Here is a 22799-nt window from a genome sequence, read left to right on the forward strand (position 1 = left end):
AGGATTGCGGGCGGGCCTAAGGGTCAGGGGGCCGGTGCGGGCCAGAGGCGGGCATCGGGCCAGAGCGGGGCGTGTTCATCGAGGCGGGCGAGTGCCTCACGGTAGCGCAGCCGGTAGGCCTCGTCGGTCTCGAACTCGATCCCGGCGGCAGCAAGCTCGGCGCCGATTTCGTAGTAGACGTCGAGGTTGCGCAGGTCTGGCACCGGCGTTTCACCGCGTTCGGCGTCACCCTGCATCTGCCAGAACAGCGCTTCGAGGCGGCGGGCAAGGGCCGGCATGTCGCGCAGTGCGCAGGTCTCCCGCTGGCGCTGGAGCGAGCCCTTCACTGCGGCAAGGCTTGCCGGGTTCCGGGCAAAGGCGACGGCCTTTTGCACGTAGTCATCCGGGCCGGAGCAGATCATCTCGGGAATGCCGGCAGCCGAAGCGATGCTGGCGCAGAAGCGCGAGGCGAAGCTCTTGCCCTCGATGGTCAGCACCGGCAGGCCTTGGGTGATGGCGTCGGCCGCCGTCGAGTGGGCGCCGTAGGGGAAGGTGTCGAGGAAGAGATCGGCAAGGCCGATGCGGGCGAGGTGGTCGGGGTTCTGTGCCTTGCCGGCGAAGATGATGCGCTCCGGCGCAACGCCGTTCTGGGTCGCGATCTGCTTCAGGCGCTCGTTGACGCTGTCGTCGCCGGCAAGCAGCCACAATACGCTGCCGGGCGTTGCAAGGAGGATCGCCATCCAGCGCCCGAAGCAGGCGGCGGTGATCTTTTGCATGCCGTTGAAGCTCGCGAAGACGAAGGCGTTTTCGGGCAGGCCGACACTGGCGCGTGTCGGGCGCGGAGAGACGGCACGCTTGCGGTCCACCGGCTGGTTGCACGCGATGCGCAGGACCTTCTCGGTGTAGTAGATCTCGTTTTCCGGCGGCACGATATGCTCGTCGGCGATCATGTACTGGTGGTAGGGGCTTGCCACGGTGCCCGGGTAGCCGCAGAAGTTCACGATGACGGGTGCCGGCCGGTAGGCGAAGATCTTGGTGCGGGCATGCTTGGTATAGCCGTTGACGTCGACGAGCACGTCGATCGCGTCGGCAGCGATCTGGCGGGCGGCGTCGATGTCGCTGAGCGCGGTGATATCGCGCCAATGGTCGACAGCCTGCTTGATGCGTGCCTGGGTCTGGTCGAGAGGCGCCGGGTCGCCGCAATAATAGGCGAAGATCTCGACACTCGCCTTGTCATGCAGTTCGAGCACTTCGCTGAGCGCGAAACCGACCGCGTGCTGACGCAGGTCCGAGGAGACGTAGCCGATGCGTAGCCGCTGCCCGGTTCCGGATTTCTGTTGCACCGGATTGCGCGCGAAGTCCTGGAGATCGGCCGGGCGGCCGACATTCGTGCGGCAGTAGCGGTGGGCCTTTGCCAGGTGGAAAATGGGATCGTCCGTGTAGCAGGCGATCGTCATGGACGAGGTCGCATCCATGAAATGACGTGGCGTAACGTGGAGGGAGGGCGTGAAGACCGGCCACTTACACTGGCGCATGCGCAGCGAGATCCAGTGCTGTGCCGCCTCGGGACGCGATGGCTGCAGCTCCATGGCCTGCCAGAGCGCGGCCTCGGCCTCCTCCAGATGTCCTGTGCCCTCCAGAACGCGGCCGATATGCTGAAGGCTGAGCAGGCGATTGCTGATCCTGTCCGGCGTGACGTCGGCGGTCGCATCGGCATAGATGCGCCATTGTTGTACGGCCTGTCCCGTCAAACCGCAGTCTTCGAGCGTCCTGCCGAGATTGATATGCGCCTGCCCGAATTGCGGGTTGATGCGCACCGCGGCGCGAAGGGCTTGCAGCGCGCCGGCCGCATCGCCGGCCTTCGAGAGTGCAACCGCATAATTGAAATAGGCAAGGTGCAGCAAAGGGTTGCTGTCGTTGAAGGCGATCCAGATCTTGTAGAGTTCGCCCGCCTGCGCCGTCGCCCCGGCCGCCGTCAGGCCTTCCGTCATCTGGAACAGCTCGGCCAGCGAAAGCTGCTGGTTGCGGGCCCGTCCGAGGATGTTGAGGAACGATGCGGCGGGATCGGCGAGAATGGGGGTGCTGACGGTCATGACATCCTGCGGCAAGGGGGCCTGCTGGCCGGGCGGTTGAACGGCTCGAAAGGAGCTCGTCTGCCTTGCTATCGGAGTTGACTTGCGTCGGGCTGGTCGTTTTGCGGGAAGGGAAGGCCGCCGCAGGGGGCGGAAGAAAGAGCAGCGGCGCGGTGTGGACCGCGCCGCTGCATGTCTGGATTAGATCGCGGCGTAGGCCTGGATGACCGCTTCGACCTGTGCCGAGTTCATCGCGGCGATCTGCTCGGCCTTGAGGGCCAGGATCTGGGCGGAACCGAGGGCTGCGATGTCCTCGGTGGCCAGGCCCTGCAGGGCCTTCAGGCCGATTGCAGCGATTTCGTCGGTCGTGAAGGTCTTGATGTCTTCCGAGCTCATCGCCTGGATGGCGGCTGCGCTGAGGCCCGCGATCTGCGAGCTGGTCAGAGCCGCGACCTGGGTCGTCGACAGAGCCTCGATCTGGCCGCTGGTCAGGCCCGCAATCTGCTTGGAGTCGAGAGCAGCGATCTGGCCGGTGCTGAGGGCCGCGATCTGCGAGCTGTTGACCGTTGCGATCTGCTTGGCGCTCAGGCCGGCGATCTGGCCGGTCGAGAGAGCAGCAAGCTGGCCGGTCGACAGGGCATTCAGCTGGGTGCTGGTGAGAGCACCGATCTGCTTGCTGTCGAGGGCTGCGATGGCGGCCGTGGTGATGCCGGCGAGGGCCGAACCTTCGAGGCCGGCGAGGGCCTTGAGGTTGATGGCAGCCAGTTCATCGGTGCTGAACAGAGCCAGTTCCGCCGAGTCGATGGTCTTCAGGGCGGCGGCGCTGAGCGCTGCGACCTGCGAGCTCGTCAGGGCTGCGATCTGGCCGGTCGTCAGGGACGCTGCCTGGCCGCTGGTCAGGGCGCCGATCTGGGCGCTGCCCAGCGAAGCGATCTGGCCGGTGGTGAGGGCTGCGATCTGCGAACCGTCGATCGTTGCAACCTGCTTGGCGCTGAGGCCTGCAAGCTGGCCGGTGCCGAGGGCTGCGATCTGGCCGGTCGACAGGGCATTCAGCTGGGTGCTGGTGAGGGCACCGACCTGCTTGCTGTCGAGGGCTGCGATGGCGGCCGTCGTGATACCGGCGAGGGCCGAAGCTTCGAGACCTGCGAGGGCCTTGACGTTGATGGCGGCCAGTTCATCCGTGCTGAACAGGGCCAGTTCCGCCGAGTCGATGGTCTTCAGGGCGGCGGCGCTGAGCGCTGCGACCTGTGAGCTCGTCAGCGCTGCGATCTGGCCGGTCGTCAGGGACGTTGCCTGAGCGCTGGTCAGGGCGCCGATCTGGGCGCTGCCCAGCGAGGCGATCTGGCCGGTGCTGAGGGCTGCGATCTGCGAACCGTTGATCGTGGCAACCTGCTTGGCGCTGAGACCTGCGAGCTGGCCGGTCGTGAGGGCTGCGAGCTGGCCGGTCGACAGGGCATTCAGCTGGGTGCTGGTGAGGGCACCGACCTGCTTGCTGTCGAGGGCTGCGATGGCGGCCGTCGTGATGCCGGCGAGGGCCGAGGTTTCGAGGCCGGCGAGGGCCTTGACGTTGATGGCGGCCAGTTCATCGGTGCTGAACAGAGCCAGTTCCGCCGCGTCGAGGGTCTTGACGACCGCCGCGCTGAGGGCTGCGACCTGCGAGCTGGTGAGGGCTGCAACCTGACCCGTCGAGAGGGCCGCTGCCTGACCGCTGGTCAGGGCGCCGATCTGGGCGCTCGACAGGCCGGCGATCTGGCCGGTGCTGAGTGCTGCGATCTGCGTCGAGTTGATCGTGGCGACCTGCTTGGCGCTCAGGCCGGCGATCTGGCCGCTGGAGAGAGCTGCGAGCTGACCGGTGGAGAGCGCATTCAGCTGGGTGCTGGTGAGGGCACCGACCTGCTTGCTGTCGAGGGCTGCGATGGCGGCCGTCGTGATACCGGCGAGAGCGGAGGCTTCGAGGCCGGCAAGGGCCTTGACGTTGATGGCAGCCAGTTCATCCGTGCTGAACAGGGCGAGTTCGGCCGAGTCGATGGTCTTCAGGGCGGTGGCGCTGAGGGCTGCGACCTGCGAGCTGGTGAGGGCGGCAACCTGGCCCGTCGAGAGGGCTGCTGCCTGGCCGCTGGTCAGGGCGCCGATCTGGGCGCTGCCCAGCGAGGCGATCTGGCCGGTGCTGAGGGCTGCGATCTGCGTGGAGCTGATCGTGGCGACCTGCTTGGCGCTCAGGCCTGCGAGCTGGCCGGTCGTCAGGGCTGCGAGCTGGCCGGTCGACAGGGCATTGAACTGGGTGCTGGTGAGGGCACCGATCTGCTTGCTGTCGAGGGCGGTGATGGCAGCCGTGGTGATGCCGGCGAGAGCTGCGGCGTCGAGGCCGGCGAGAGCCTTGACGTTGATGGCCGCCAGCTCATCCGTGCTGAACAGCGCGAGTTCCGCCGAGTCGATGGTCTTCAGGGTCGCGGCGCTGAGCGCTGCAGCCTGCGAGCTGGTGAGGGCTGCAATCTGGCCCGTCGACAGAGCTGCTGCCTGGCCGCTGGTCAGGGCGCCGATCTGGCCGCTCGACAGGCCGGCGATCTGGCCGGTGCTGAGCGCTGCGATCTGCGAGCTGTTGACTGTCGCGATCTGCTTGGCGCTCAGGCCGGCGATCTGGCCGCTGGTGAGAGCTGCAAGCTGGCCGGTGGACAGCGCGTTCAGCTGGGTGCTGGTGAGGGCACCGATCTGCTTGCTGTCGAGGGCGGCGATAGCGGCGGTCGTGATGCCGGCAATAGCCGAAGCTTCGAGACCGGCAAGAGCCTTGACGTTGATGGCGGCCAGCTCATCCGTGCTGAACAGGGCGATTTCCGCCGAGTCGACCGTCTTGAGAGCGGCTGCACTCAGTGCTGCAACCTGCGAGCTAGTGAGGGCGGTGATCTGGGCCGTAGAGAGGGCCGCTGCCTGACCGCTGGTCAGGGCGCCGACCTGGGCGCTGCTCAGCGAAGCGATCTGGCCGGTGCTGAGGGCACCAACCTGGGCGCTGGAGAGCGTCGCGAACTGCTTGGCGCTCAGGCCGGCAAGCTGGCTTGTGCCGAGGGCGGCGACCTGGCCGGTGGACAGGGCGTTGAGCTGAGCGCTGGAGAGGGCTGCGATCTGGCCGGTGCCGAGGGCGCCGACGGCAGCGGTCGTGATGCCGGCAAGGGCACCGGTGTCGAGGCCGGCAATGGCCTTCGCGCCGATGGCGGCCAGTTCATCCGTGCTGAACAGGGCCAGTTCCGCCGAATCGATGGTCTTCAGGGCGGCGGCGCTGAGCGCTGCGACCTGCGAGCTGGTCAGGGCGGCGATCTGGGCCGTCGACAGGGCTGCAGCCTGCCCGCTGGTCAGGGCGGCGACATGCGCGCTGTTCAGGCTGGCGATGCTGCCTGATGCGATGCCGGCGAGGGCGGCGGCGTCGAGGCTGGCGAAGGCCTTGACGTTGATGGCTGCCAGTTCGTCCGTGCTGAAGAGGGCAAGCTCCGCCGAATCGAGGGTCTTGACTGCCGCACCGCTGAGGCCGGCGACCTGCGTGGAGGTGAGGGCGGCGATCTGGCCCGTCGACAGGGCTGCAGCCTGGCCGCTGGTGAAGGCGCTGATCTGCGCGCTGGAGAGCGATGCGATCTGGGCGGTGCTGAGAGCGGCGATCTGCGTCGAGGAGAGCGTGCCAACCTGCTTTGCCGTCAGGCCGGCGAGCTGGCCGGTGGTGAGGGCGCCGAGTTGGCCGGTGGAGAGGGCGTTGAGCTGGCCGCTGGAGAGGACGGCGATCTGTGCGGTACCGAGGGCGGCGATGCTCGCCGTCGCGATGCCGGCGAGGGCGGCTGTGGTGATGCCGGCGATTGCCTTGACGTTGATGGCGCCGAGCTCATCGGTGGTGAAGAGCGCGATTTCCGCGGAATCGATGGTGGAAAGGACCTGGTAGCCGAGGGCTGCGATCTGCGAGGAGTTCAGCACGGCGATTTCGTCCGTGGTGAAGGTCGCGACCTGCGCGCTGGTGAGGGCCGCGGCCTGGGTGGCCTTGAGGCCCGTAATATGGCCGGAGGTCAGCGACGAGATCTGCGCGGCGCTGAGGCCGGCGATGGACTTGACGGCGATCGAGCCGATCTGGTCCGAGGTGAAGGAAAGCAGGCTCGTCGACGTGAAGGCGTTGAGCTGGGCAGCGCTGAGCGCCGCGACCTTTTCGGAGGTCAGTGCCGCAACGTCCTCGGTGTTGAGGAGCTGGATCGCATTCGTGGAAAGGTTCCGGATCTGGCTGGGAGTCAGATTGGTGATAATCGAAGTCATGGACGCGCGCCCTTGTGTTAGCGGATGACAAACGTCGTTTTCGTTCCACCGACCGTGCGGGAAGAGGTTCGATCTTCTCCTCGGGTCCCCAGGCGCGCAAAGCACCCGCCGTATACCGCTCGGTCGAGCGCCATCTTCGGCGCTAACGGTCCGGACGTCCGGTTGGACGAAAACAATGTCACATGAAACATGGCTCGAACGAGCCAGCGCATTGGAAGGGCATCATGCGCGGGGCTGATGGCAGCCCCGATCCCTACGCCATCGGTCGCAAACGCCATCCATTGGCTATGCTTTTTCAGGGCAGACCGAGCCGGGCAGAAAAATTGCCCCAGCCAGCCCTTTTCGACCACGTTAAGTTCTAATCGGCAGCTTTTAATTTTGGGTTAACAGGCGCGCAGCGCAGGTTGTATCCCACCTTGCCCCATCCCCCGATAGGCAGGCCCTCGGTGTGGAAGCGTGCTGGTTGTAGTGCGGCGTGTCCGGGGACGGCACGGCGCCTCGTGAAAGGACTATGGGGGAAGGAGCCCCGTAGCGTCGCCTTTCTTCAAAAACGGCGAAAACTGGCTTTGGGAAATAAACTGTATTTTCATCTTTCTGCTGTCGCATCTCCCGCGTTAACCATTTGTTAACCATTCAGCATTAACCCTTTGTTAAGAACGACGGACTGGCGCCCAGGGCAAACGAGCGGCGCCGGATGCATGAAGCCCTTCGTCGTTACCGGTCCCCGCCTCACTCCGGCATGTCCCCGACAATTCCTTTTCAGGGCAAGTGCCAATGACCAGCATATTGACCAACTCCGCCGCCATGGCGGCGCTGCAGACCCTCCGTTCCATCGACAACGGACTTGAAACCACCCAGGGCCGCGTTTCGTCAGGCATGCGCGTCGAAACCGCCGCCGACAACGCCGCCTACTGGTCGATCGCGACGACGATGCGTTCCGACAATCGCGCCATCTCGACCGTCGCCGACGCTCTCGGCCTCGGTGCTGCCAAGGTCGATACCGCCTATACGGCGCTCGAGAACGTCATCGAGGTGATGAGCGAGATCAAGGCCAAGCTGGTGGCCGCCCGCGAGCCGGGCGTCGACAAGAACAAGATCAATGATGAACTGAAGGAGCTAAAGAACCAGCTCGTCTCGGCCGCCCAGTCGGCCTCCTTCTCCGGTGAGAACTGGCTCTATAATTCCGGCACGGATCCGCTCGGCGTCAAATCCGTCGTCGCCTCCTTCGTTCGAACCGCGAGCGGCAACGTCAAGGTCGCCACGCTCGATTTCGACACCCAGAATTCCGTGCTGATCGACGTCCAGGACCCCACCCGGGGTTACCTCACCCGGCCCATCGACGCCGATGAACTGGTGGACGATCCGACGGGCACCGCCCGGGAATACTATCTGATCGCATCGGATCCGGTGGCCTCCGGGGATCCCATCGAGATCGACGGCAACACCGACTATGCCGATCTCGACGACATGATCAGCGTCGTCGACGATATTCTCAAGGACCTCACGAACGCGGCGTCCACGCTCGGCGCCATCAGCAGCCGCATCGAGATGCAGGAGAGCTTCGTCGGCAGCCTCAATGACGTGATCGACAAGGGCATCGGCCGCCTTGTCGATGCGGACATGAACGAGGAATCGACCCGCCTGAAGGCGCTGCAGACGCAGCAGCAGCTCGGCATCCAGTCGCTGTCGATCGCCAATTCGAGCGCGGAAAACATCCTCCAGCTCTTCCGCCAGTAAGGGCAGTGAATTCTTCTCTTCCGCCCTGGCCGTTGGTCATCGGCCGAGGCGGGCGGTTGGGCCGCGCTATTTGCCCTGGCGCGGCCCAACACCTTTCATCTTCATCCTCGCACAAGTTTGGAGCCCTAGGCTCGGTGGCACGATCAGGAAGATTGTGTGCCTTGCGTCTTGCGGAAGGTGCGTGTCCGAGGAGACAGGTCAGCGGTGGTGTCAGGTTCCAGTGTTTTCGAGAGCGAGCGTCAAAACGGTCCGCGGGGTTCCCGCCGGGCCGTTCCTGCGTTCGTCCGGCACGCGGCAGGACGGGAGGATGCGCGATGAGCGTGCAGCTCGCCCGTTACCTCAAGGATTTCGGCGCGCCGCCGCGCCCCAAGATGCCCACCTTCCAGCCGCCGTCCTTTGGCGACGAGGGGGGCGGCGTTGCGGCACAGGCGTTTGCCATGCCGCCGGCCGAGCCGCCGGTGGACCTGGCCGCCGAACGCGCCGAGGCCTTTGCGGATGGCAAGGCGGAAGCCGAAACAGAGCTTCGCAGCAAGCATGATGCCGAGATCACAGCCCTCAAGGAGGCGCACCAGGCTGAACTCGACAGTCTGAAGGCGCGCTACGAGAAGGATTACGCCCGTGCCCTTGCCGAGCGGTTTTCCACGCTGACGGGCGAGGTGGCCGAGCGCGTCGCCGCCGATACGGCCGAGGTTCTGGCGCCGGTGATGAACGACGTGCTGGCAAGAGGGGCTGTCGCCGATCTCGCCCGCATGATCACCGAGGGCCTGCAGGGCGACGAAGGCATGACGATAACCGTGAAGGGGCCGGCAAACCTCTTCCAGCAACTGGAATCGCATTTCGACGAACCCGCGCCGGTCTTCCGGCATGTCGAGATGCAGGATGTCGATTTGACGGTGGAGTTCGGCGAAACCGTCCTGGTAACGCGGCTGGCGGCCTGGGCTGACACCGTACGCAAGGTGCTTGCATGAGCGAAGGCGAAAATCACCACCACGGCAAGAACGAGATCATTATCGTCAAACGCCATGGCGATCATGAGGGCGACCACCATTCGGCCGCCTGGAAGATCGCCTATGCCGACTTTATGACCGCGATGATGGCCTTCTTCCTCGTGATGTGGCTCGTCAATGCCGCAAACGAGAAGACGCAGGCCTCGGTCGCCTCCTATTTCAACCCGATCAAGCTGACCGACGACAAGCCGGCCGACAAATCGGTGAAGAAGCCCGCCAACAGTGCTGAAGGCGAGGCGACACAGGACAAGTCCAAGGAGCAGGGCCAGCAGCAGGCGAGCGGCAACGGCGCGGAAAGCGGCAAGGACGAGAAGACGACGGCCGGCGAGGAAGCGAAGTATTCCGAGGCCAACTTCTTCGAAAACCCCTATTCCGTCCTGTCGGAGATCGCACAGGAAGTCGGCCAGCAGGCCAATGTCAGCGCCAAGGGCGAGGGCGGGGCAGCCACGTCCGGCCCGGCGACCGGCGCCAATGGCGGCGAAGCCTATCGCGATCCGTTCGACCCTGATTTCTGGACCCAGCAGGTGGAGATCTCGCAGGCGACGGACGCCGGCAGCGAGGGCAAGACCGGCCAGCAGATGGCGGCCGCGAGCGACGACACCGTGAAGGAAGCCCTCGCCAAGGAAGAGGCGGAGAAGGCTGCTGCCGCGAAGGCCGAAGCGGAAAAGGCCGTTGCCGAGGCTGCCAAGGCCAAGGAAGACGAGAAGAAGACCGCCGAGGAAAAGAAGGCTGACGAACTGAAGAAACAGCTGGCGGAGCAGATCGGCACGCTTGGCAAGCTGGCCGAGGGGCTCAGCGTGACGCCGGCCGAGGGTGGGTTGCTCGTCAGCCTTACCGACCAGCTCGACACGCCGATGTTCAATGTCGGTTCGGCCGTTCCCAAGCGCGAAATGGTGCTGGCGATGGAGAAGATCGGCAAGGTCCTCGAGGGCCGGCCGGGCGCCATTGCCATCCGTGGCCATACCGATGCGCGTCCCTTCGCCGGTGGCAAGAACGACAACTGGAAGCTTTCCATGGATCGTGCGCAAAGCGCCTACTACATGCTGGTGCGCGGCGGCCTTGAGGAGAAGCGCGTGAGTCAGGTGACCGGCTTTGCCGATCGGCGGCTGAAGGTTCCGGCCGATCCGATGGCCGATGCCAACCGCCGTATCGAAATCCTTATCCAGGCCGAGGGCGGTTGACGCCATGGGTTTCTTGCGGCGCTTTCTCCTGACAGGTACGGTCTTGTGCGCAGCGCTCTCTGCCGTCGCACCCGCGCGCGCCGAAGACCTCGACGATCTTGCGCCCTACAAGATGATCCGCTCTCTGCAATATGTGCAGGACACGGTGGCGCTTGGCGATCACTCGGCAATGGAGATGCAGCGTTTCCTTTTGAGCACCATCGATGAGCGCCTGCGAACGGGGGAATCCGCGCTCTTCGACGATCCGCGCAACGTGGATGCCGCGCTCGTCTATGCGATGAGCGGCGGCAACCCCGAGACGCTGGAAGTGCTCATCAAGAAGGATGTCGACGGGCACTTCGATTCCCGCCTGACCGATGCCCTGCGCAGCTACCTCAGCGGCCGCGGCACCCAGAGCGTCAAGTCGCTCGCGGAAATCTTCCCGGAATACAAGCGCTCGCGCGTCGGCCCCTATCTGGCGCTGGTGTCGGCCAATTCGGTCATGCGCAAGGACCCGGCACTCGCGCTTACCTATTTCGACTGGGCGCGGCTCGTTGCCCCCGGCACGATCGTCGAGGAGGCGGCGCTGCGCCGCTCGATCTATATCGCCAGCGAGGCGGACTGGATCGACAAGAGCATGGCCTATGCCAACCGCTACGCACGGCGCTACCTGCGCTCGCCCTATGCCAGCCAGTTCGCGGATCTCTTCGTAAAACTGGCGGTCGATCACTTCGAGGCGATCAAGGAGGACGACATCCTTGAAATCCTCTCCTTCATGGACGTGCCGCGCCAGCGCGAGGTCTATCTGCGTATGGCGCGCCTTGCGGCGATCTCGGGCAAGAACAAGCTTGCTTCGCTTGCCGCCGAGCGGGCTCAGGTGCTGTCCGGCGACGGGGAGAGCGTGCCGAAGGTGCTGGCAGACCTCTATTCGGGCCTTGCCTCGGTGCCATCAGGGGATGTTGCGGAGGCGATGGAATCGATCATCGCAATTCCCGACGACAAACTGTCGACCAAGGACCGCGCCTTGAAGGCGGCGGCCCGCGCGGTGGCCGAGGAGGTCTTGCGCGAACCGGCGGTATCCGTGGCGGCGGAGACGCAGACCGAGACGGACCTCGCCAAGCCCGTGCAGCAGGCCGAGGACGCCTCGTCCGATGGACTGAGCGAAGCCGAGTTGGCAGACCGGGCGATGGATCCGCGGGCGGGTGGCGAAGAGACGCCGGTCGCCGCCGCGGTCGAGCCGGAACAGGAAAAGAAAGAGCAGCCAGAAAGTGCCGGCATCGACCCGGCCTTCGATACATTCGTCTCGGGCGGCAGGTCCAAGCTCGACGAAATCGACGCGCTCTTGAAAGGAGAAGGCAGTTGAGCACCATCGGTAGTGGAGTTCTGGGCGTCGTGCAGGGGCAGGCACCCGGGAAGAGCAAGGCCAGCCACGGTCAAACCGCCGGCGCTTCGGAGGACGGCGGTTTCGCCAGTGCGATCGCCAGCCTTTCGGGGCGCGAAGGCGACGGCGGGCGCAAGGGCGCGCGGTTGTCGATTTCCGGTGCGGCTGTCCGCGGTGAGCAGGACGGCGGAGAAACGGATCAGACCCGTGTAAAGCTCGGGCGCCGTGATGCCGCGGGATCGGCGGAGGCCGCCGGCAAGCATGCGGTGGATGCCGCCGACGCGGACAGCAGGCCTTTCGACGAGAAGGCGGCTGCCTTGCTGGAGGCGGCGAGCCGGCAGGGGCGCAAGACACAGGGCGAACTGCGTGACGGCAAGACCGCCGCGCACCTTGATGAGGAGGCGGCCGTGGACGCGGACGCTGCGGCGGCGGACGGAACGCAGGAGGCTGCACCGAAAGTCGGGACGGATGTCGGCAATCTTCTCGAAATGCTGGCCGCGCCGAATGCAGTGTCGCTGGAGGCGGCCGCCAAGGCTGGCGTTCCGGGCGCCGGGGCGGATGGAAAAGTACAGACGGGTGGCAAGGGATCGGCCAAGGTCGATGCCCATGCCGACGCTGCTGCCAAGGCCGACGGAGCCCACGTGGCAGATGCCGGCGAGGTGCCGCAGTCCGATACCGATCAGCTCTTCCGGTTGATCCGTGCCGATGGCAAGGGGCGGGACCTCGACATGAGTCTTTCCGACAAGGGCGATCGTGCGACCTTCCGGGATGCCACCCCGACCGGGCCGAAGGGTGAGACGGTGACCGTGGTCGATGCGCGCCGCTATATCGGCCTTGCTCAGGCCGGCAACGCGGCTGCCGTGACGACGGCGATTTCGCAGGACCCGCAATGGGCGGCGTCGCTGAGCGCCACCGGCGGGCTCAGCCACTCGGAGGCCGCAGCGACCGGCAAGGTCGTCAACACGCTGAAGATCCAGATGCATCCGATCGAGCTCGGTCTCGTCACGGCGACGCTGCGCCTGCATGGCGACGATCTCGTCGTCTCGCTGCAGGTGGAGACGGGCGAGGCCTATCGCCAGCTCACCGACGATCAGGACGCCATCGTGCGCGCATTGCGCGGGCAGGGCTTTGCCGTCGATCAGGTCAACGTCCAGCTCGCGCCGGCCGACAGGAGTTCGAATGCGCAGCAGGGTGACAGCCAGAGCCAGCAGCAACAGCAGTTCTCCAACCAGCCGCAGGCCCGCGAGGGCGGCAATGGCCGTCAGGGGAGTAGTGGAGAGGGCGCAGGCAATTTTTCACACGAGGGACCATCCCATGAAGGCACCACGTCGGACAACGCTCCTGGCCTTGCTGGCGGCCAGCCTCAGCGCTCTGGTGGTGTCTATCTCTGACGCGGAAGCCTCCGTCGGGGCGTGCGAGCGGGAAATCCTGGCCGCGGCCGCGAAATACGACATCCCCGCCGGCATCCTCTATTCCGTCGGTCTCACCGAGACCGGCCGGAAGGGCTCGCTGCAACCCTATGCCATGAACATCGAAGGCAAGGCCTTCTTCGGCCGCGACCGGCAGGACGCCCTGCAGGCCTTCGAGGCGGCACGGGCGCGGGGCGCCAAGCTGATCGATCTCGGCTGCATGCAGATCAACCACTACTTCCACGGCGAGCAGTTTTCCTCGCCTGCGGAAATGTTCGACCCGCGCAAGAATGTCGAGTATGCGGCGGCATTCCTCGCGCGGTTGCACGCCCGGCACGAGACCTGGACGATGGCCGTGGCGCGCTATCACGCCGGTCCCAACAATGACCCCGCGCAGAAGCGCTACGTCTGCCGGGTGATCGCAAACCTGGTCGCGACGGGCTATGGAAGCTGGACGGCGAACGCGAAACAGTTCTGTCAGTAATTCTATTAAAAGTTGAGATTTCGACCTTGATGGGGCCTGTGCCGTATTGTGGCAGGAATGCGCCCTGTTTTGGGATGACAAGGCGAAGCGTTAACCTTTGTTAACTTTTCCACCGTAAAATTGTGGCAAAATCCGAATTAACCTACTATATATAGATCAAATCGGCACGCAATTCTTAATCAACTGTTAATTCCACCCAGTCACTTCCTCTAGTTGCCGGTGATTCGCCCGATTCGTACCACTGCCTGAACGAGGCACCACACTGATTCGGAGGCGGACGAATGATCGTAGTGGTTGATGAGCGCGAGCTCGTTAAAGACGGCTATACTTCTCTTTTTGGTCGCGAGGGCGTGCCCTCGACGGGGTTCGATCCCCGTGAGTTCGGCGAGTGGGTGAATACCGCTGCCGATTCGGACATCGATGCGGTCGAGGCATTCCTGATCGGGCAGGGCCAGCTCTCCATGGAGCTGCCGCGCGCGATCCGTGATCGCTCGCAGGCCCCTGTGATCGCGGTCAGCGACACGCCCTCCCTGGAAACCACCCTTGCGCTGTTCGACAGCGGCGTCGACGATGTCGTGCGCAAGCCGGTTCATCCGCGTGAAATCCTGGCCCGTGCGGCGGCCATCCGGCGCCGCCTGAAGGCGTTGTCCAACTACACCGATATCGGTCCGATCCGCGTCTTCTCCGATGGCCGCGATCCCGAAATCACCGGGGACGTCTTCCCCCTTCCGCGCCGTGAGCGCCGCATCCTCGAATACTTGGTCGCCAACCGCGGCCGCCGGCTTTCCAAGACCCAGATCTTCAACGCGATCTACGGCATCTTCGACGAGGACGTCGAGGAGAACGTGGTCGAGAGCCACATCAGCAAGCTGCGGAAAAAGCTGCGCAAGAAGCTCGGTTTCGACCCGATCGATTCCAAGCGCTTCCTTGGCTACTGCATCGACTGGCAGAGCTGACACGACATTGCCGGCTGGCGGGGAAGGCGGACCCCGGCAGCCAGCTTCACGCAAGGCCCGTCCCATAGGGTCGTAGTGACGAGACGAACGGGGAAATGACATGAGCCTCTACGGTACGATGAGAACGGGTGTTTCCGGCATGAACGCACAGGCGAACCGCCTGAGCACCGTTGCCGACAACATCGCCAACGCGAACACGACCGGCTACAAGAAGGCCGGAACCCAGTTCTCCTCCCTTATCCTGCCCTCCACTGGCGGCGCCTACAATTCCGGCGGCGTCAACACGGACGTGCGGTACTCCATCTCCGCACAGGGCACCTTCACCTACACGACCTCGGCGACCGACCTTGCCATCAACGGCAAGGGCTTCTTCATCGTCCAGGGTTCCGACGGCGTCGAATACATGACGCGCGCCGGCGCCTTCACGCCGATGAACGACGGTACGCTGAAGAACTCGTCCGGCTTCACGCTGATGGGTTACCCCTATTCCTCGACCGAAGATCCGACGATCGTCATCAACGGCTTTGCCGGCCTCGAGCAGATCAACCTTGCATCCGGCGAACTGAACGTGAAGGCGTCCGAAAAGGGCTACCTGCACACCAATCTGCCGTCGAATGCCGAGGATCCCTTCTCCAAGACCACCTCGCTCGTCGCCTATGACAGCCTCGGCAACACGCGCAAGCTCGACTTCAAGTATTCCACTACCGGTACGCCGAACGAGTGGAGCCTGGAAGTCAGCTACACCGATCCGGACAGCGGCACGGTCACGCCGCTCCTGGCCGCGACGACCCTGACCTTCGACACGAACGGCAAGCTCGTCTCTCCGACGGACATCACGCTCGCCGGTCCCACGACCATCGGCGGCGGCGTGCTCAACCCGTTGGAAATCTCAATCGGCGGCGCCACCGGCGGCAGCACGCAGCTTGCGGCGGACTTCGCGGCCAAGGGCGACATCGACGGCATCGGCCCGAGCGGTGTTGCCGGCTACGAGATCAGCGACGACGGCATCGTCTACCTGAAATACGAGAACGGCGACCTTGCGCCGAAGTACCGTATCGCGATGGCGAACGTGCAGAGCCCGGACAACCTCAAGCCGCTGCCGGGCAACGTCTACTCGCAGAGCAGCGATTCGGGCGTCGTCGTCATGGGTTACGCCGGCAATGGCGGCTACGGCACCATCATCTCCGGCGCGCTGGAAGACTCCAACGTCGACATCGCCGAAGAGCTGACGAGCATGATCGAGTCGCAGCGCAACTACACGGCCAACTCGAAGGTCTTCCAGACCGGTTCCGAGCTGATGGAAGTCCTCGTCAATCTGAAGAGATAAGCCGGCATGACGCCGCGCGTGCATTCGAGAGTTAGGTAGATCCGATGTCGCTTTCAGCAGCAATGAAGACTGCTCAGTCCAGTTTCTCCAACGTAGGCCTGCAATCGGCCGTCGCGTCGAAGAACATTGCCAATGCAAGCAACCCGAACTACGCGCGCCGCGCGGCGATCCTCGCCACGGCGTCCTCCGGTGCCACCGTGGTGGAAACGCAGCGTGCCCAGAACGAGGCGCTGCTGAAGCAGAATCTGCTTTCGATCTCCAAGTCGAGCGGCCAGGAAACACTCCTGGCCGGTCTCACGCAGATGAAGATGATGATGGGCGGCGAGGACTACGAACTCGCCCCCTCCACCTATCTGGCGAAACTGCGCGACAATCTCCAGACCTTTGCCGACAAGCCGAGCGAAGTCTCGCTCGCCGAGACGGTGGTGTCGGATGCGATCGACGTCGCCAATGCGCTGAACAGCACGTCGAACGCCCTGCAGAAGCTGCGGGCGGAGGCGGATGCCGACATCGATACGGCGGTGGTGGAACTCAACCGCCTGCTCACGGAATTCAAGACCTACAATGACAAGGTCCGCCAAGGCACGGCTGCCGGCACCGATGTCAACGACGCGCTCGACCAGCGCGACAAGCTGCTGACCGAAATCTCGGGTCTCATCGGCGTTACGACAGTCAACCGCACGAACAATGACCTTGCGCTCTATACCAGCGACGGCACGGTCCTGTTCGAAACGGTGCCGCGCACCGTGAGCTTCCTGCCCACGACCACCTTCACCGCGGCCGTCGACGGCAACCAGGTCCTCATCGACGGGGTGCCGGTCCAGGCGGGCGCCGGCGGCAACACCAGCGCACAAGGGTCGATCGCCGCCCTGCTGCAGGTTCGCGACTACGTCGCGCCGACCTTCCAGAAGCAACTCGACGAGATCGCGCGCGGTGCGATCGAGGTGTTTTCCGAAGGCGGGGTCGAGGGGCTCTTCATCAGCAACGGCCTGCCCGCTGTTACGGATCCGGGTCTTGCTGCGGTCATCAGGGTCAATCCCGATGTCATCTCCAGCGAAGGCGGAAACCCGACAAAGCTGCGGGACGGGATCAACGCCGTCTACAACACGGACAACAATGCCAGTTTCTCCGAGCTTCTGAATGGCTATGCGTCGGCCTTCGAGGCACCGGTGTCCTTCGATCCGGACGCGTCCATCGAAACGACAACGACCTTGCTTTCCTTTTCCAGCAGTTCGGTCGGCTGGCTGGAAGAGATCCGCAGCGCGGCGACGACGGCGGGTGGAGACAAGTCTGCCCTGCTCGGTCGCACTCAAGAAGCGCTTCTCAACGTCACGGCCGTCAGCCTCGACGAGGAACTGGCCCTGCTGCTCGATCTCGAGCAGTCCTACAAGGCGTCGGCCAAACTCGTGGCGGCGGTCGATGAGATGATCGCCTCTCTCCTCCAGGCGGCGGGGTAAGTTATGAAGACTTCTTTCGTTTCCAACATGTCCCTTCAAAATGCGATGCGGCTCACCGTGGCCAGCGCGCAGAAGGAGATGTTGCAGCTCCAAGAAGAAACGGTCACCGGCCGTCATGCCGATGTCGGCGCCGTACTGGGTGCCAAGACCGCGCGCACGCTGAACCTGCACCGCGATCTCCAGCGCATGGAATCGCTGAAGAGCACAAACGCGCTGACGACGCAGCGTCTCGCCGCTTCGCAGGAGGCGCTCGGCCAGATGTCGACGGCGGCGAACGACGCGATGGGCGTGCTGATTGCGCTTTCCGGCATCACCTCGCAGGACCAGCTGGATCTCGCCAAGGAAAACCTCGGCAACGCGCTTTCCACCTTCACCTCGGCTGCCAACACCTCGTTCAGCGGCGAGTATCTCTTCGCGGGCATCAATACCGACGTGATGCCGCTGAAGGACTATCTGGAAACGTCGCCGGCCTCGGATGCGAAGGTCGCCTTCGATGCCGCGTTTGCCGCGCATTTCGGCTTTCCGCAGACCGATCCGGCCGTCGCGGCCATTTCGGCGACGGATATGCAGGCTTTCATCGACAGTCTTGAAACCAGCTTCATGGACCCGGTGGACTGGCAGACGAACTGGTCGAATGCGTCCGACGAGAACATGCAGAGCCGCATCAGCGCTGCCGAGACGGTGCAAAGCTCGACCAACACCAATGTCGACGGCATGCGATACATGGCGCTCGGCCTCGTCATCGGCCAGGAAATGCTGTCGCTCGGCATCAGCGAACAGGCCCGCAAGACCGTCAGCGATGCCGCGATCGACTACATGGGACGCGCGATCTCCGGCGTCGATGGCGAGCGTTCGAAGCTCGGCATTTCCGAAGCACGCGTCAGCCAGGCCAATACATCGCTCGATGCCCAGGTCACCATCCTGAGCACCAGCATCAAGGACATGGAAGGCATCGATACCTACGAAGCGGCGACGCGCGTAACCACACTCGAATCGCAGCTTTCTCTCGCTTACACGCTCACGTCGAGGATCCAGAACCTGAGCCTACTGAACTACCTCTGATGAACCAGAGGGTACGGACACACATGAAGGATGTCTGAATGTACCAGTTTTCATATGCCGAGATCATGGAGGAAGGCGTCGCCGTCTCGAAAGATCGGGAACGGCAGGTCCTCGACCGGTCGATTGCGCTCCTGAAAGCGGCAATGGCCAGCGATGGCGGCAACCAGAGCCGGGAGGCTATCGAGGCGATCTACTTCACGCGCCGCGTCTGGATCCGCTTCATCGAAGATCTCGGAGATTCGGAAAACCAGCTCGAAGCGGAGCTGCGAGCCAACCTCATCTCCATCGCCATCTGGATACTCAAGGAAATCGAGAAGATCCGCAAACGCGAATCCTCGAACTTCCAGGGCATCATCGACATCACCACCATCATCAAGGATGGCATAAAATGAAAAGTACACTGCGTATATCGCTGAAGTCTGGTGAGCGCATTTTCGTCAACGGCGCAGTTCTCAGGGTCGATCGCAAGGTCGCGATCGAGTTCCTGAACGATGTCACGTTCCTTCTGGAAAACCACGTCCTGCAGCCGGAACAGGCGACCACGCCGCTTCGCCAGCTCTATTTCATCGCGCAGATGTCGCTGATCAATCCGGAAGGCGCCGAACAGTCGATCGCCATGTTCCGCAAGTCGGTGATCATGCTGCTCTCGTGCTTCAAGAACGAGGAAGTGCTGGCGGAGCTCAAGCGCGTCGACGCGCTGGTCACGCAGGGCCGCGCCTTCGAAGCCCTGAAGGCGATCCGCGCGCTCTACCCGATCGAGGATCGCATCCTCAACAACCAGGAAATGGCACCGGCCACGATCGAACAGATCCGCAGGGAGATTGCACCATGGTAACGCCCGTCGGCGCCGCATCGGCGGCAGAAAAGCCCTACACTCCGACCGTCACCGGCGCCGAATCCGGCACCGACGAGAAGTCGGCGACCATCAACTACGAGAGCTTCCTGAAGCTGCTCGTGGCGCAGATGAAGAACCAGGATCCGACCGAGCCGATGGACGCGACCCAGCAGATGGCGCAGCTCGCGACCTTCTCTCAGGTCGAGCAGACCATCAAGACGAACAAGAACCTGGAAAGCCTGCTGCAGCGCACCTCGCTGCAAGAAGCCAACTCCGTCATCGGTCGCACCGTTACCAGCGAGGACGGCAAGATTTCTGGCGTGGTCAAGGAAGTCACGCTATACAATGACGGCATCGTCGCGACACTTGATTCGGGCAAGACCCTCGTCATCGGCCCCGGCGTGAAGATCAGCGAACCCAAGGCGAGTGATCCCGAAACGTGAATGAGGCAGACGCCCTCGATATAGCGCAAGCCGCCATCTGGACGGTGGTCGTGGCCTCCGGCCCGGCCGTGCTTGCGGCTATGATCGTCGGCGTCGCCATTGCCTTTGTGCAGGCGCTGACCCAGGTGCAGGAAATGACCCTCACCTTCGTGCCGAAAATCCTGGCGATCTTCGTGACGATCGCCATCTCTGCCCCGTTCATCGGCTCGCAGATCTCCATTTTCACGAACATCGTCTTCTCCCGAATAGAAAGCGGCTTCTAGTCCGCTCCTGCCACCCTCGCGCAAGCTTCGCCGGGTAGGTCATGAGATGAAATGGGCGACGCGTGTGACGCGCCGCCGCCTCTCATGACGAGACGGGACGCATTCAGATGGCGCAAGTACCGGCAATAAACCTTCCGAAGGTCAGCCCCAGCGGCCGCGATATCGCATTCGCCGTCGGCATCCTGACAATCCTGTCGATCCTCTTCCTGCCGATCCCGGCCTTCATGATCGACATCGGGCTGGCGTTCTCCATCGCCTTCTCGGTGCTGATCCTGATGGTCGCGCTGTGGATCCAGCGCCCGCTCGACTTCTCGTCCTTCCCGACAGTTCTCCTCATCGCGACCATGGTGCGCCTCGCGCTCAACATCGCGACGACGCGCGTCATCCTCTCGCATGGCAACGAGGGACACGACGCTGCGGGCGGGGTGATCGCCGGCTTTGCAAGCCTTGTCATGTCCGGTGATTTCGTCATCGGTATCATCGTCTTCATGATCCTCATCGTGGTGAACTTCATCGTCATCACCAAGGGCGCGACGCGCATCGCGGAAGTCGGCGCCCGCTTCACCCTCGATGCCATTCCCGGCAAGCAGATGTCGATCGACGCCGACCTTTCGGCCGGCCTCATCGACGAGAAGCAGGCGCAGCTGCGTCGCCGCGAACTGGAAGAGGAAAGCTCCTTCTTCGGCTCGATGGACGGTGCCTCGAAATTCGTGCGCGGCGATGCCATTGCCGGCCTGCTCATCACCGCTATCAACGTCTTCGGCGGCATCATCATCGGCTATTTCCGCCACGGCATGGAGCTCGGCGAAGCCGCCGACGTCTTCGTCAAGCTGTCGGTCGGTGACGGCCTCGTCTCGCAGATCCCGGCCCTCATCGTCTCGCTCGCCGCCGGCCTTATCGTCTCGCGCGGCGGCACGGCGGGCTCCACCGACCAGGCCGTCGTCAACCAGCTCTCGGGTTATCCGCGCGCGCTCTTCGTCGCCTCCGGCCTGATGATCCTGCTGGCGCTGATGCCGGGCCTGCCGTTCTTCCCGTTCATGGCACTGGGCGGCCTCATGGCCTTCGGCGCCTGGATCATTCCGCGCCGCATTGCCGAGGAAAACCGCGTCAAGCGCGAGCAGGAGGCCCAGCAGGTCCAGCAAAGCCGTGACCAGGAGAAGGATTCGGTCAAGTCGGTGCTGAAGACTGCCGAAATCGAGCTTCTGCTCGGCAAGCAGGTCTCCACGCGCCTTCTCGGCGCGCATCAGGAGCTTGCCTTCCGCGTCGGCAAGATGCGCAAGAAGTTCGCTGGGCAGTACGGCTTCGTCGTGCCGGAAATCAAGGTGTCGGATGACATCTCCATTCCCGACAAGTCCTATCAGATCCGAATCCATGGCACGACGATCGCATCCAACATCGTGCGCGTCGGCGAAGTCCTCGTCGTCACCGGCGGCGGCCGCAAGCCGAGCGTGCCGGGTGACGATATCCGCGAGCCCGCCTTCGGAATGCCGGCCGTGTCGATCCTTGAAACCTTCGCAGACGACCTGCGCCGTGAAGGTTTCCACCCGATCGACAACGTCTCGGTGGTTCTCACGCACCTGTCCGAAGTCATCCGCAACAACCTGCCGCAGCTCCTGTCCTACAAGGACGTCAAGGTGCTCATCGAGCGCCTGGATCCGGAATACCGCAAGCTCGCGGACGAGATCTGCTCGTCGCACATGTCCTATTCCGGCCTTCAGGCCGTCCTCAAGCTGCTGCTCGCCGAGCGCGTCTCGATCCGCAACCTGCATCTCATCCTGGAAGCGGTCGCCGAGCTTGCCCCGCATGTGCGCAAGACCGAGCAGATCGTCGAGCACGTGCGCATCCGCATGTCGCAGCAGATCTGCGGCGACCTTGCGGAGAACGGCGTGTTGCCCGTGCTGCGCCTCGGCAACAAGTGGGACATGGTCTTCCACCAGGCGCTCAAGCGCGACACCAAGGGCGAAATCGTCGAATTCGATATCGATCCGCGCCAGCTTGAGGAGTTTTCCGAGCAGGCAACCCGGGTTATCCGCGAGTTTCTCGATCGCGGCACGCCCTTTGTACTGGTCACGTCGCCCGAATCCCGCTCTTATGTGCGCATGATCATCGAGCGCCTCTTCGCCACATTGCCGGTTCTCTCGCATGTCGAGCTCGCCAAGGGCATCGAGATCAAGATCCTCGGCTCCATTTCATGATAACGGACCCGCAGGGCACGGTGCTGGCGCTGTTCGCCGCCTTCTGCCGTGTCGGCGGGTGCTTCATGCTGCTGCCGGGCTTCTCTTCCGCGCGCCTCACCGTACAGATCCGTCTGTTCCTTGCGGTGGCGGTTTCCATGGCGGTGCTGCCGATCCTGTGGGACACGATCTACCCCCGCACGTCGGGCTCGCTCGACAGCTATCTCTCGCTGATCGTCTTCGAGACCCTGACGGGCGCCGTTATCGGCCTCATCGCCCGCTACTATGTGCTTGGTCTGCAATTCGCCGGCACGGTATTGACGATGATGATGGGCTTCAATGCGCCGCCGACGCCCGATGTGCTTGAGGACACGGCAGAAAACCAGCTGACGAACCTGCTTTCCTTTGCCGGCCTGATGGTGCTCTTCATGCTGGATTTCCATCATGTCGTAATGCGGGCGCTGGTGGAATCCTACAATGTCATGCCGATCGGTGCCGGCTTCAATCCGCAGGGCGCGCTGATCACGCTCACCGATACGCTGAGCCAGACCTTCATGATCATGCTGAGGCTCGCGAGCCCCTTCATCCTCTACGGTCTCGTCTTCAACGTGGCCGTCGGCCTCATCAACAAGCTGGCGCCGCAGATCCCGATCTATTTCGTCTCGCTGCCCTTCATCATCACCGGGGGGCTGCTCCTGCTCTACTTCGGCATCTCCTCTCTGCTCGAGATCTTTGCGGCCGGCTTCACCCCGGTCTTCCGGGGGGAATAGCG

Annotated in this window: 18 protein-coding genes; 16 read left to right on the top strand and 2 right to left on the bottom strand. The window is 63.8% G+C overall.

All coding sequences use genetic code 11. The annotated features are described in order from the left end of the window. Positions 1-23: 23 nt before the first annotated feature. A complete protein-coding gene (locus K0P03_RS01845) occupies positions 24-2072 on the bottom strand; it encodes an O-linked N-acetylglucosamine transferase, SPINDLY family protein (protein ID WP_272788751.1) in 2049 nt (682 codons plus the stop codon). A 180-nt stretch (positions 2073-2252) separates the two neighbouring features. Then, positions 2253-6332: a beta strand repeat-containing protein gene (locus K0P03_RS01850; protein WP_272788752.1), complete on the bottom strand. Its 4080-nt coding sequence runs from the start codon at positions 6330-6332 to the stop codon at positions 2253-2255. A gap of 774 nt (positions 6333-7106) precedes the next feature. Here K0P03_RS01850 and K0P03_RS01855 point away from each other — a divergent pair. The 16 genes from K0P03_RS01855 (at position 7107) to fliR (ending at position 22797) form a co-directional block, all read left to right on the top strand. After that, a complete protein-coding gene (locus tag K0P03_RS01855) occupies positions 7107-8069 on the top strand; it encodes a flagellin N-terminal helical domain-containing protein (RefSeq protein ID WP_023515228.1) in 963 nt (320 codons plus the stop codon). 314 nt (positions 8070-8383) lie between these two features. Then, positions 8384-9037 carry a hypothetical protein gene (locus K0P03_RS01860; protein WP_023515229.1) on the top strand — a complete coding sequence of 218 codons (654 nt, stop codon included), beginning with the start codon at positions 8384-8386 and terminating at the stop codon, positions 9035-9037. Beyond that, positions 9034-10257: a MotB family protein gene (locus tag K0P03_RS01865; protein ID WP_023515230.1), complete on the top strand. Its 1224-nt coding sequence runs from the start codon at positions 9034-9036 to the stop codon at positions 10255-10257. Before K0P03_RS01860 ends, K0P03_RS01865 begins: the two co-directional genes overlap by 4 nt. A 4-nt stretch (positions 10258-10261) precedes the next feature. After that, positions 10262-11599 carry a chemotaxis protein MotC gene (gene motC / locus K0P03_RS01870; protein WP_130516289.1) on the top strand — a complete coding sequence of 446 codons (1338 nt, stop codon included), beginning with the start codon at positions 10262-10264 and terminating at the stop codon, positions 11597-11599. Next, positions 11596-13008, top strand: a complete 1413-nt coding sequence (fliK, locus tag K0P03_RS01875) for a flagellar hook-length control protein FliK (protein ID WP_272788753.1) — start codon at positions 11596-11598, stop codon at positions 13006-13008. The genes motC and fliK overlap by 4 nt, the downstream gene beginning before the upstream one ends. Then, complete coding sequence (locus K0P03_RS01880; protein WP_050745445.1) at positions 12932-13510, top strand: transglycosylase SLT domain-containing protein; 579 nt, start codon at positions 12932-12934, stop codon at positions 13508-13510. The genes fliK and K0P03_RS01880 overlap by 77 nt, the downstream gene beginning before the upstream one ends. 281 nt (positions 13511-13791) lie before the next feature. Continuing rightward, a complete protein-coding gene (gene rem, locus K0P03_RS01885; RefSeq protein ID WP_023515619.1) occupies positions 13792-14466 on the top strand; it encodes a transcriptional activator Rem in 675 nt (224 codons plus the stop codon). Between the two features lie 100 nt (positions 14467-14566). After that, positions 14567-15793, top strand: coding sequence for a flagellar hook protein FlgE (locus tag K0P03_RS01890; protein WP_023515618.1), 1227 nt, complete (start codon positions 14567-14569; stop codon positions 15791-15793). A 44-nt stretch (positions 15794-15837) separates the two neighbouring features. Continuing rightward, the gene (gene flgK, locus K0P03_RS01895) at positions 15838-17250 is read left to right on the top strand and encodes a flagellar hook-associated protein FlgK (RefSeq protein ID WP_272788754.1); all 1413 of its coding nucleotides are present in this window, start codon (positions 15838-15840) and stop codon (positions 17248-17250) included. A 3-nt stretch (positions 17251-17253) separates the two neighbouring features. Beyond that, the gene (locus K0P03_RS01900) at positions 17254-18312 is read left to right on the top strand and encodes a flagellar hook-associated family protein (protein ID WP_024270942.1); all 1059 of its coding nucleotides are present in this window, start codon (positions 17254-17256) and stop codon (positions 18310-18312) included. Positions 18313-18350: 38 nt separating this feature from the next. Then, entirely contained in the window at positions 18351-18704 is a 354-nt protein-coding gene (gene flaF, locus K0P03_RS01905) for a flagellar biosynthesis regulator FlaF (protein ID WP_024270943.1), read from the top strand. Further along, on the top strand, positions 18701-19147 hold the full coding sequence (gene flbT, locus K0P03_RS01910; RefSeq protein ID WP_024270944.1) for a flagellar biosynthesis repressor FlbT: 447 nt from the start codon (positions 18701-18703) through the stop codon (positions 19145-19147). The genes flaF and flbT overlap by 4 nt, the downstream gene beginning before the upstream one ends. Continuing rightward, positions 19141-19590, top strand: a complete 450-nt coding sequence (gene flgD, locus K0P03_RS01915; protein ID WP_024270945.1) for a flagellar hook assembly protein FlgD — start codon at positions 19141-19143, stop codon at positions 19588-19590. The genes flbT and flgD overlap by 7 nt, the downstream gene beginning before the upstream one ends. Continuing rightward, on the top strand, positions 19587-19853 hold the full coding sequence (gene fliQ, locus K0P03_RS01920) for a flagellar biosynthesis protein FliQ (protein WP_023516601.1): 267 nt from the start codon (positions 19587-19589) through the stop codon (positions 19851-19853). The genes flgD and fliQ overlap by 4 nt, the downstream gene beginning before the upstream one ends. Before the next feature lie 107 nt (positions 19854-19960). Beyond that, a complete protein-coding gene (gene flhA / locus K0P03_RS01925; protein WP_024270946.1) occupies positions 19961-22048 on the top strand; it encodes a flagellar biosynthesis protein FlhA in 2088 nt (695 codons plus the stop codon). Next, positions 22045-22797 (top strand): flagellar biosynthetic protein FliR, encoded by a 753-nt coding sequence (gene fliR / locus K0P03_RS01930; RefSeq protein WP_023517399.1) that lies wholly within the window; start codon positions 22045-22047, stop codon positions 22795-22797. The genes flhA and fliR overlap by 4 nt, the downstream gene beginning before the upstream one ends. Positions 22798-22799 lie beyond the last annotated feature (2 nt).

Origin of the sequence: Shinella sp. HY16 (genome assembly GCF_028534175.1) — a bacterium.
Lineage (GTDB): Bacteria > Pseudomonadota > Alphaproteobacteria > Rhizobiales > Rhizobiaceae > Shinella.

What these genes read in the sequence shown, in the direction of transcription:
- K0P03_RS01845 (WP_272788751.1), bottom strand. Translation starts at nt 2,072, where the DNA reads ATGACCGTCAGCACCCCCATTCTCGCCGATCCCGCCGCATCGTTCCTC.
- K0P03_RS01850 (WP_272788752.1), bottom strand. Translation starts at nt 6,332, where the DNA reads ATGACTTCGATTATCACCAATCTGACTCCCAGCCAGATCCGGAACCTT.
- K0P03_RS01855 (WP_023515228.1), top strand. Translation starts at nt 7,107, where the DNA reads ATGACCAGCATATTGACCAACTCCGCCGCCATGGCGGCGCTGCAGACC.
- K0P03_RS01860 (WP_023515229.1), top strand. Translation starts at nt 8,384, where the DNA reads ATGAGCGTGCAGCTCGCCCGTTACCTCAAGGATTTCGGCGCGCCGCCG.
- K0P03_RS01865 (WP_023515230.1), top strand. Translation starts at nt 9,034, where the DNA reads ATGAGCGAAGGCGAAAATCACCACCACGGCAAGAACGAGATCATTATC.
- motC (WP_130516289.1), top strand. Translation starts at nt 10,262, where the DNA reads ATGGGTTTCTTGCGGCGCTTTCTCCTGACAGGTACGGTCTTGTGCGCA.
- K0P03_RS01880 (WP_050745445.1), top strand. Translation starts at nt 12,932, where the DNA reads ATGAAGGCACCACGTCGGACAACGCTCCTGGCCTTGCTGGCGGCCAGC.
- rem (WP_023515619.1), top strand. Translation starts at nt 13,792, where the DNA reads ATGATCGTAGTGGTTGATGAGCGCGAGCTCGTTAAAGACGGCTATACT.
- K0P03_RS01890 (WP_023515618.1), top strand. Translation starts at nt 14,567, where the DNA reads ATGAGCCTCTACGGTACGATGAGAACGGGTGTTTCCGGCATGAACGCA.
- flgK (WP_272788754.1), top strand. Translation starts at nt 15,838, where the DNA reads ATGTCGCTTTCAGCAGCAATGAAGACTGCTCAGTCCAGTTTCTCCAAC.
- K0P03_RS01900 (WP_024270942.1), top strand. Translation starts at nt 17,254, where the DNA reads ATGAAGACTTCTTTCGTTTCCAACATGTCCCTTCAAAATGCGATGCGG.
- flaF (WP_024270943.1), top strand. Translation starts at nt 18,351, where the DNA reads ATGTACCAGTTTTCATATGCCGAGATCATGGAGGAAGGCGTCGCCGTC.
- flbT (WP_024270944.1), top strand. Translation starts at nt 18,701, where the DNA reads ATGAAAAGTACACTGCGTATATCGCTGAAGTCTGGTGAGCGCATTTTC.
- flgD (WP_024270945.1), top strand. Translation starts at nt 19,141, where the DNA reads ATGGTAACGCCCGTCGGCGCCGCATCGGCGGCAGAAAAGCCCTACACT.
- flhA (WP_024270946.1), top strand. Translation starts at nt 19,961, where the DNA reads ATGGCGCAAGTACCGGCAATAAACCTTCCGAAGGTCAGCCCCAGCGGC.
- fliR (WP_023517399.1), top strand. Translation starts at nt 22,045, where the DNA reads ATGATAACGGACCCGCAGGGCACGGTGCTGGCGCTGTTCGCCGCCTTC.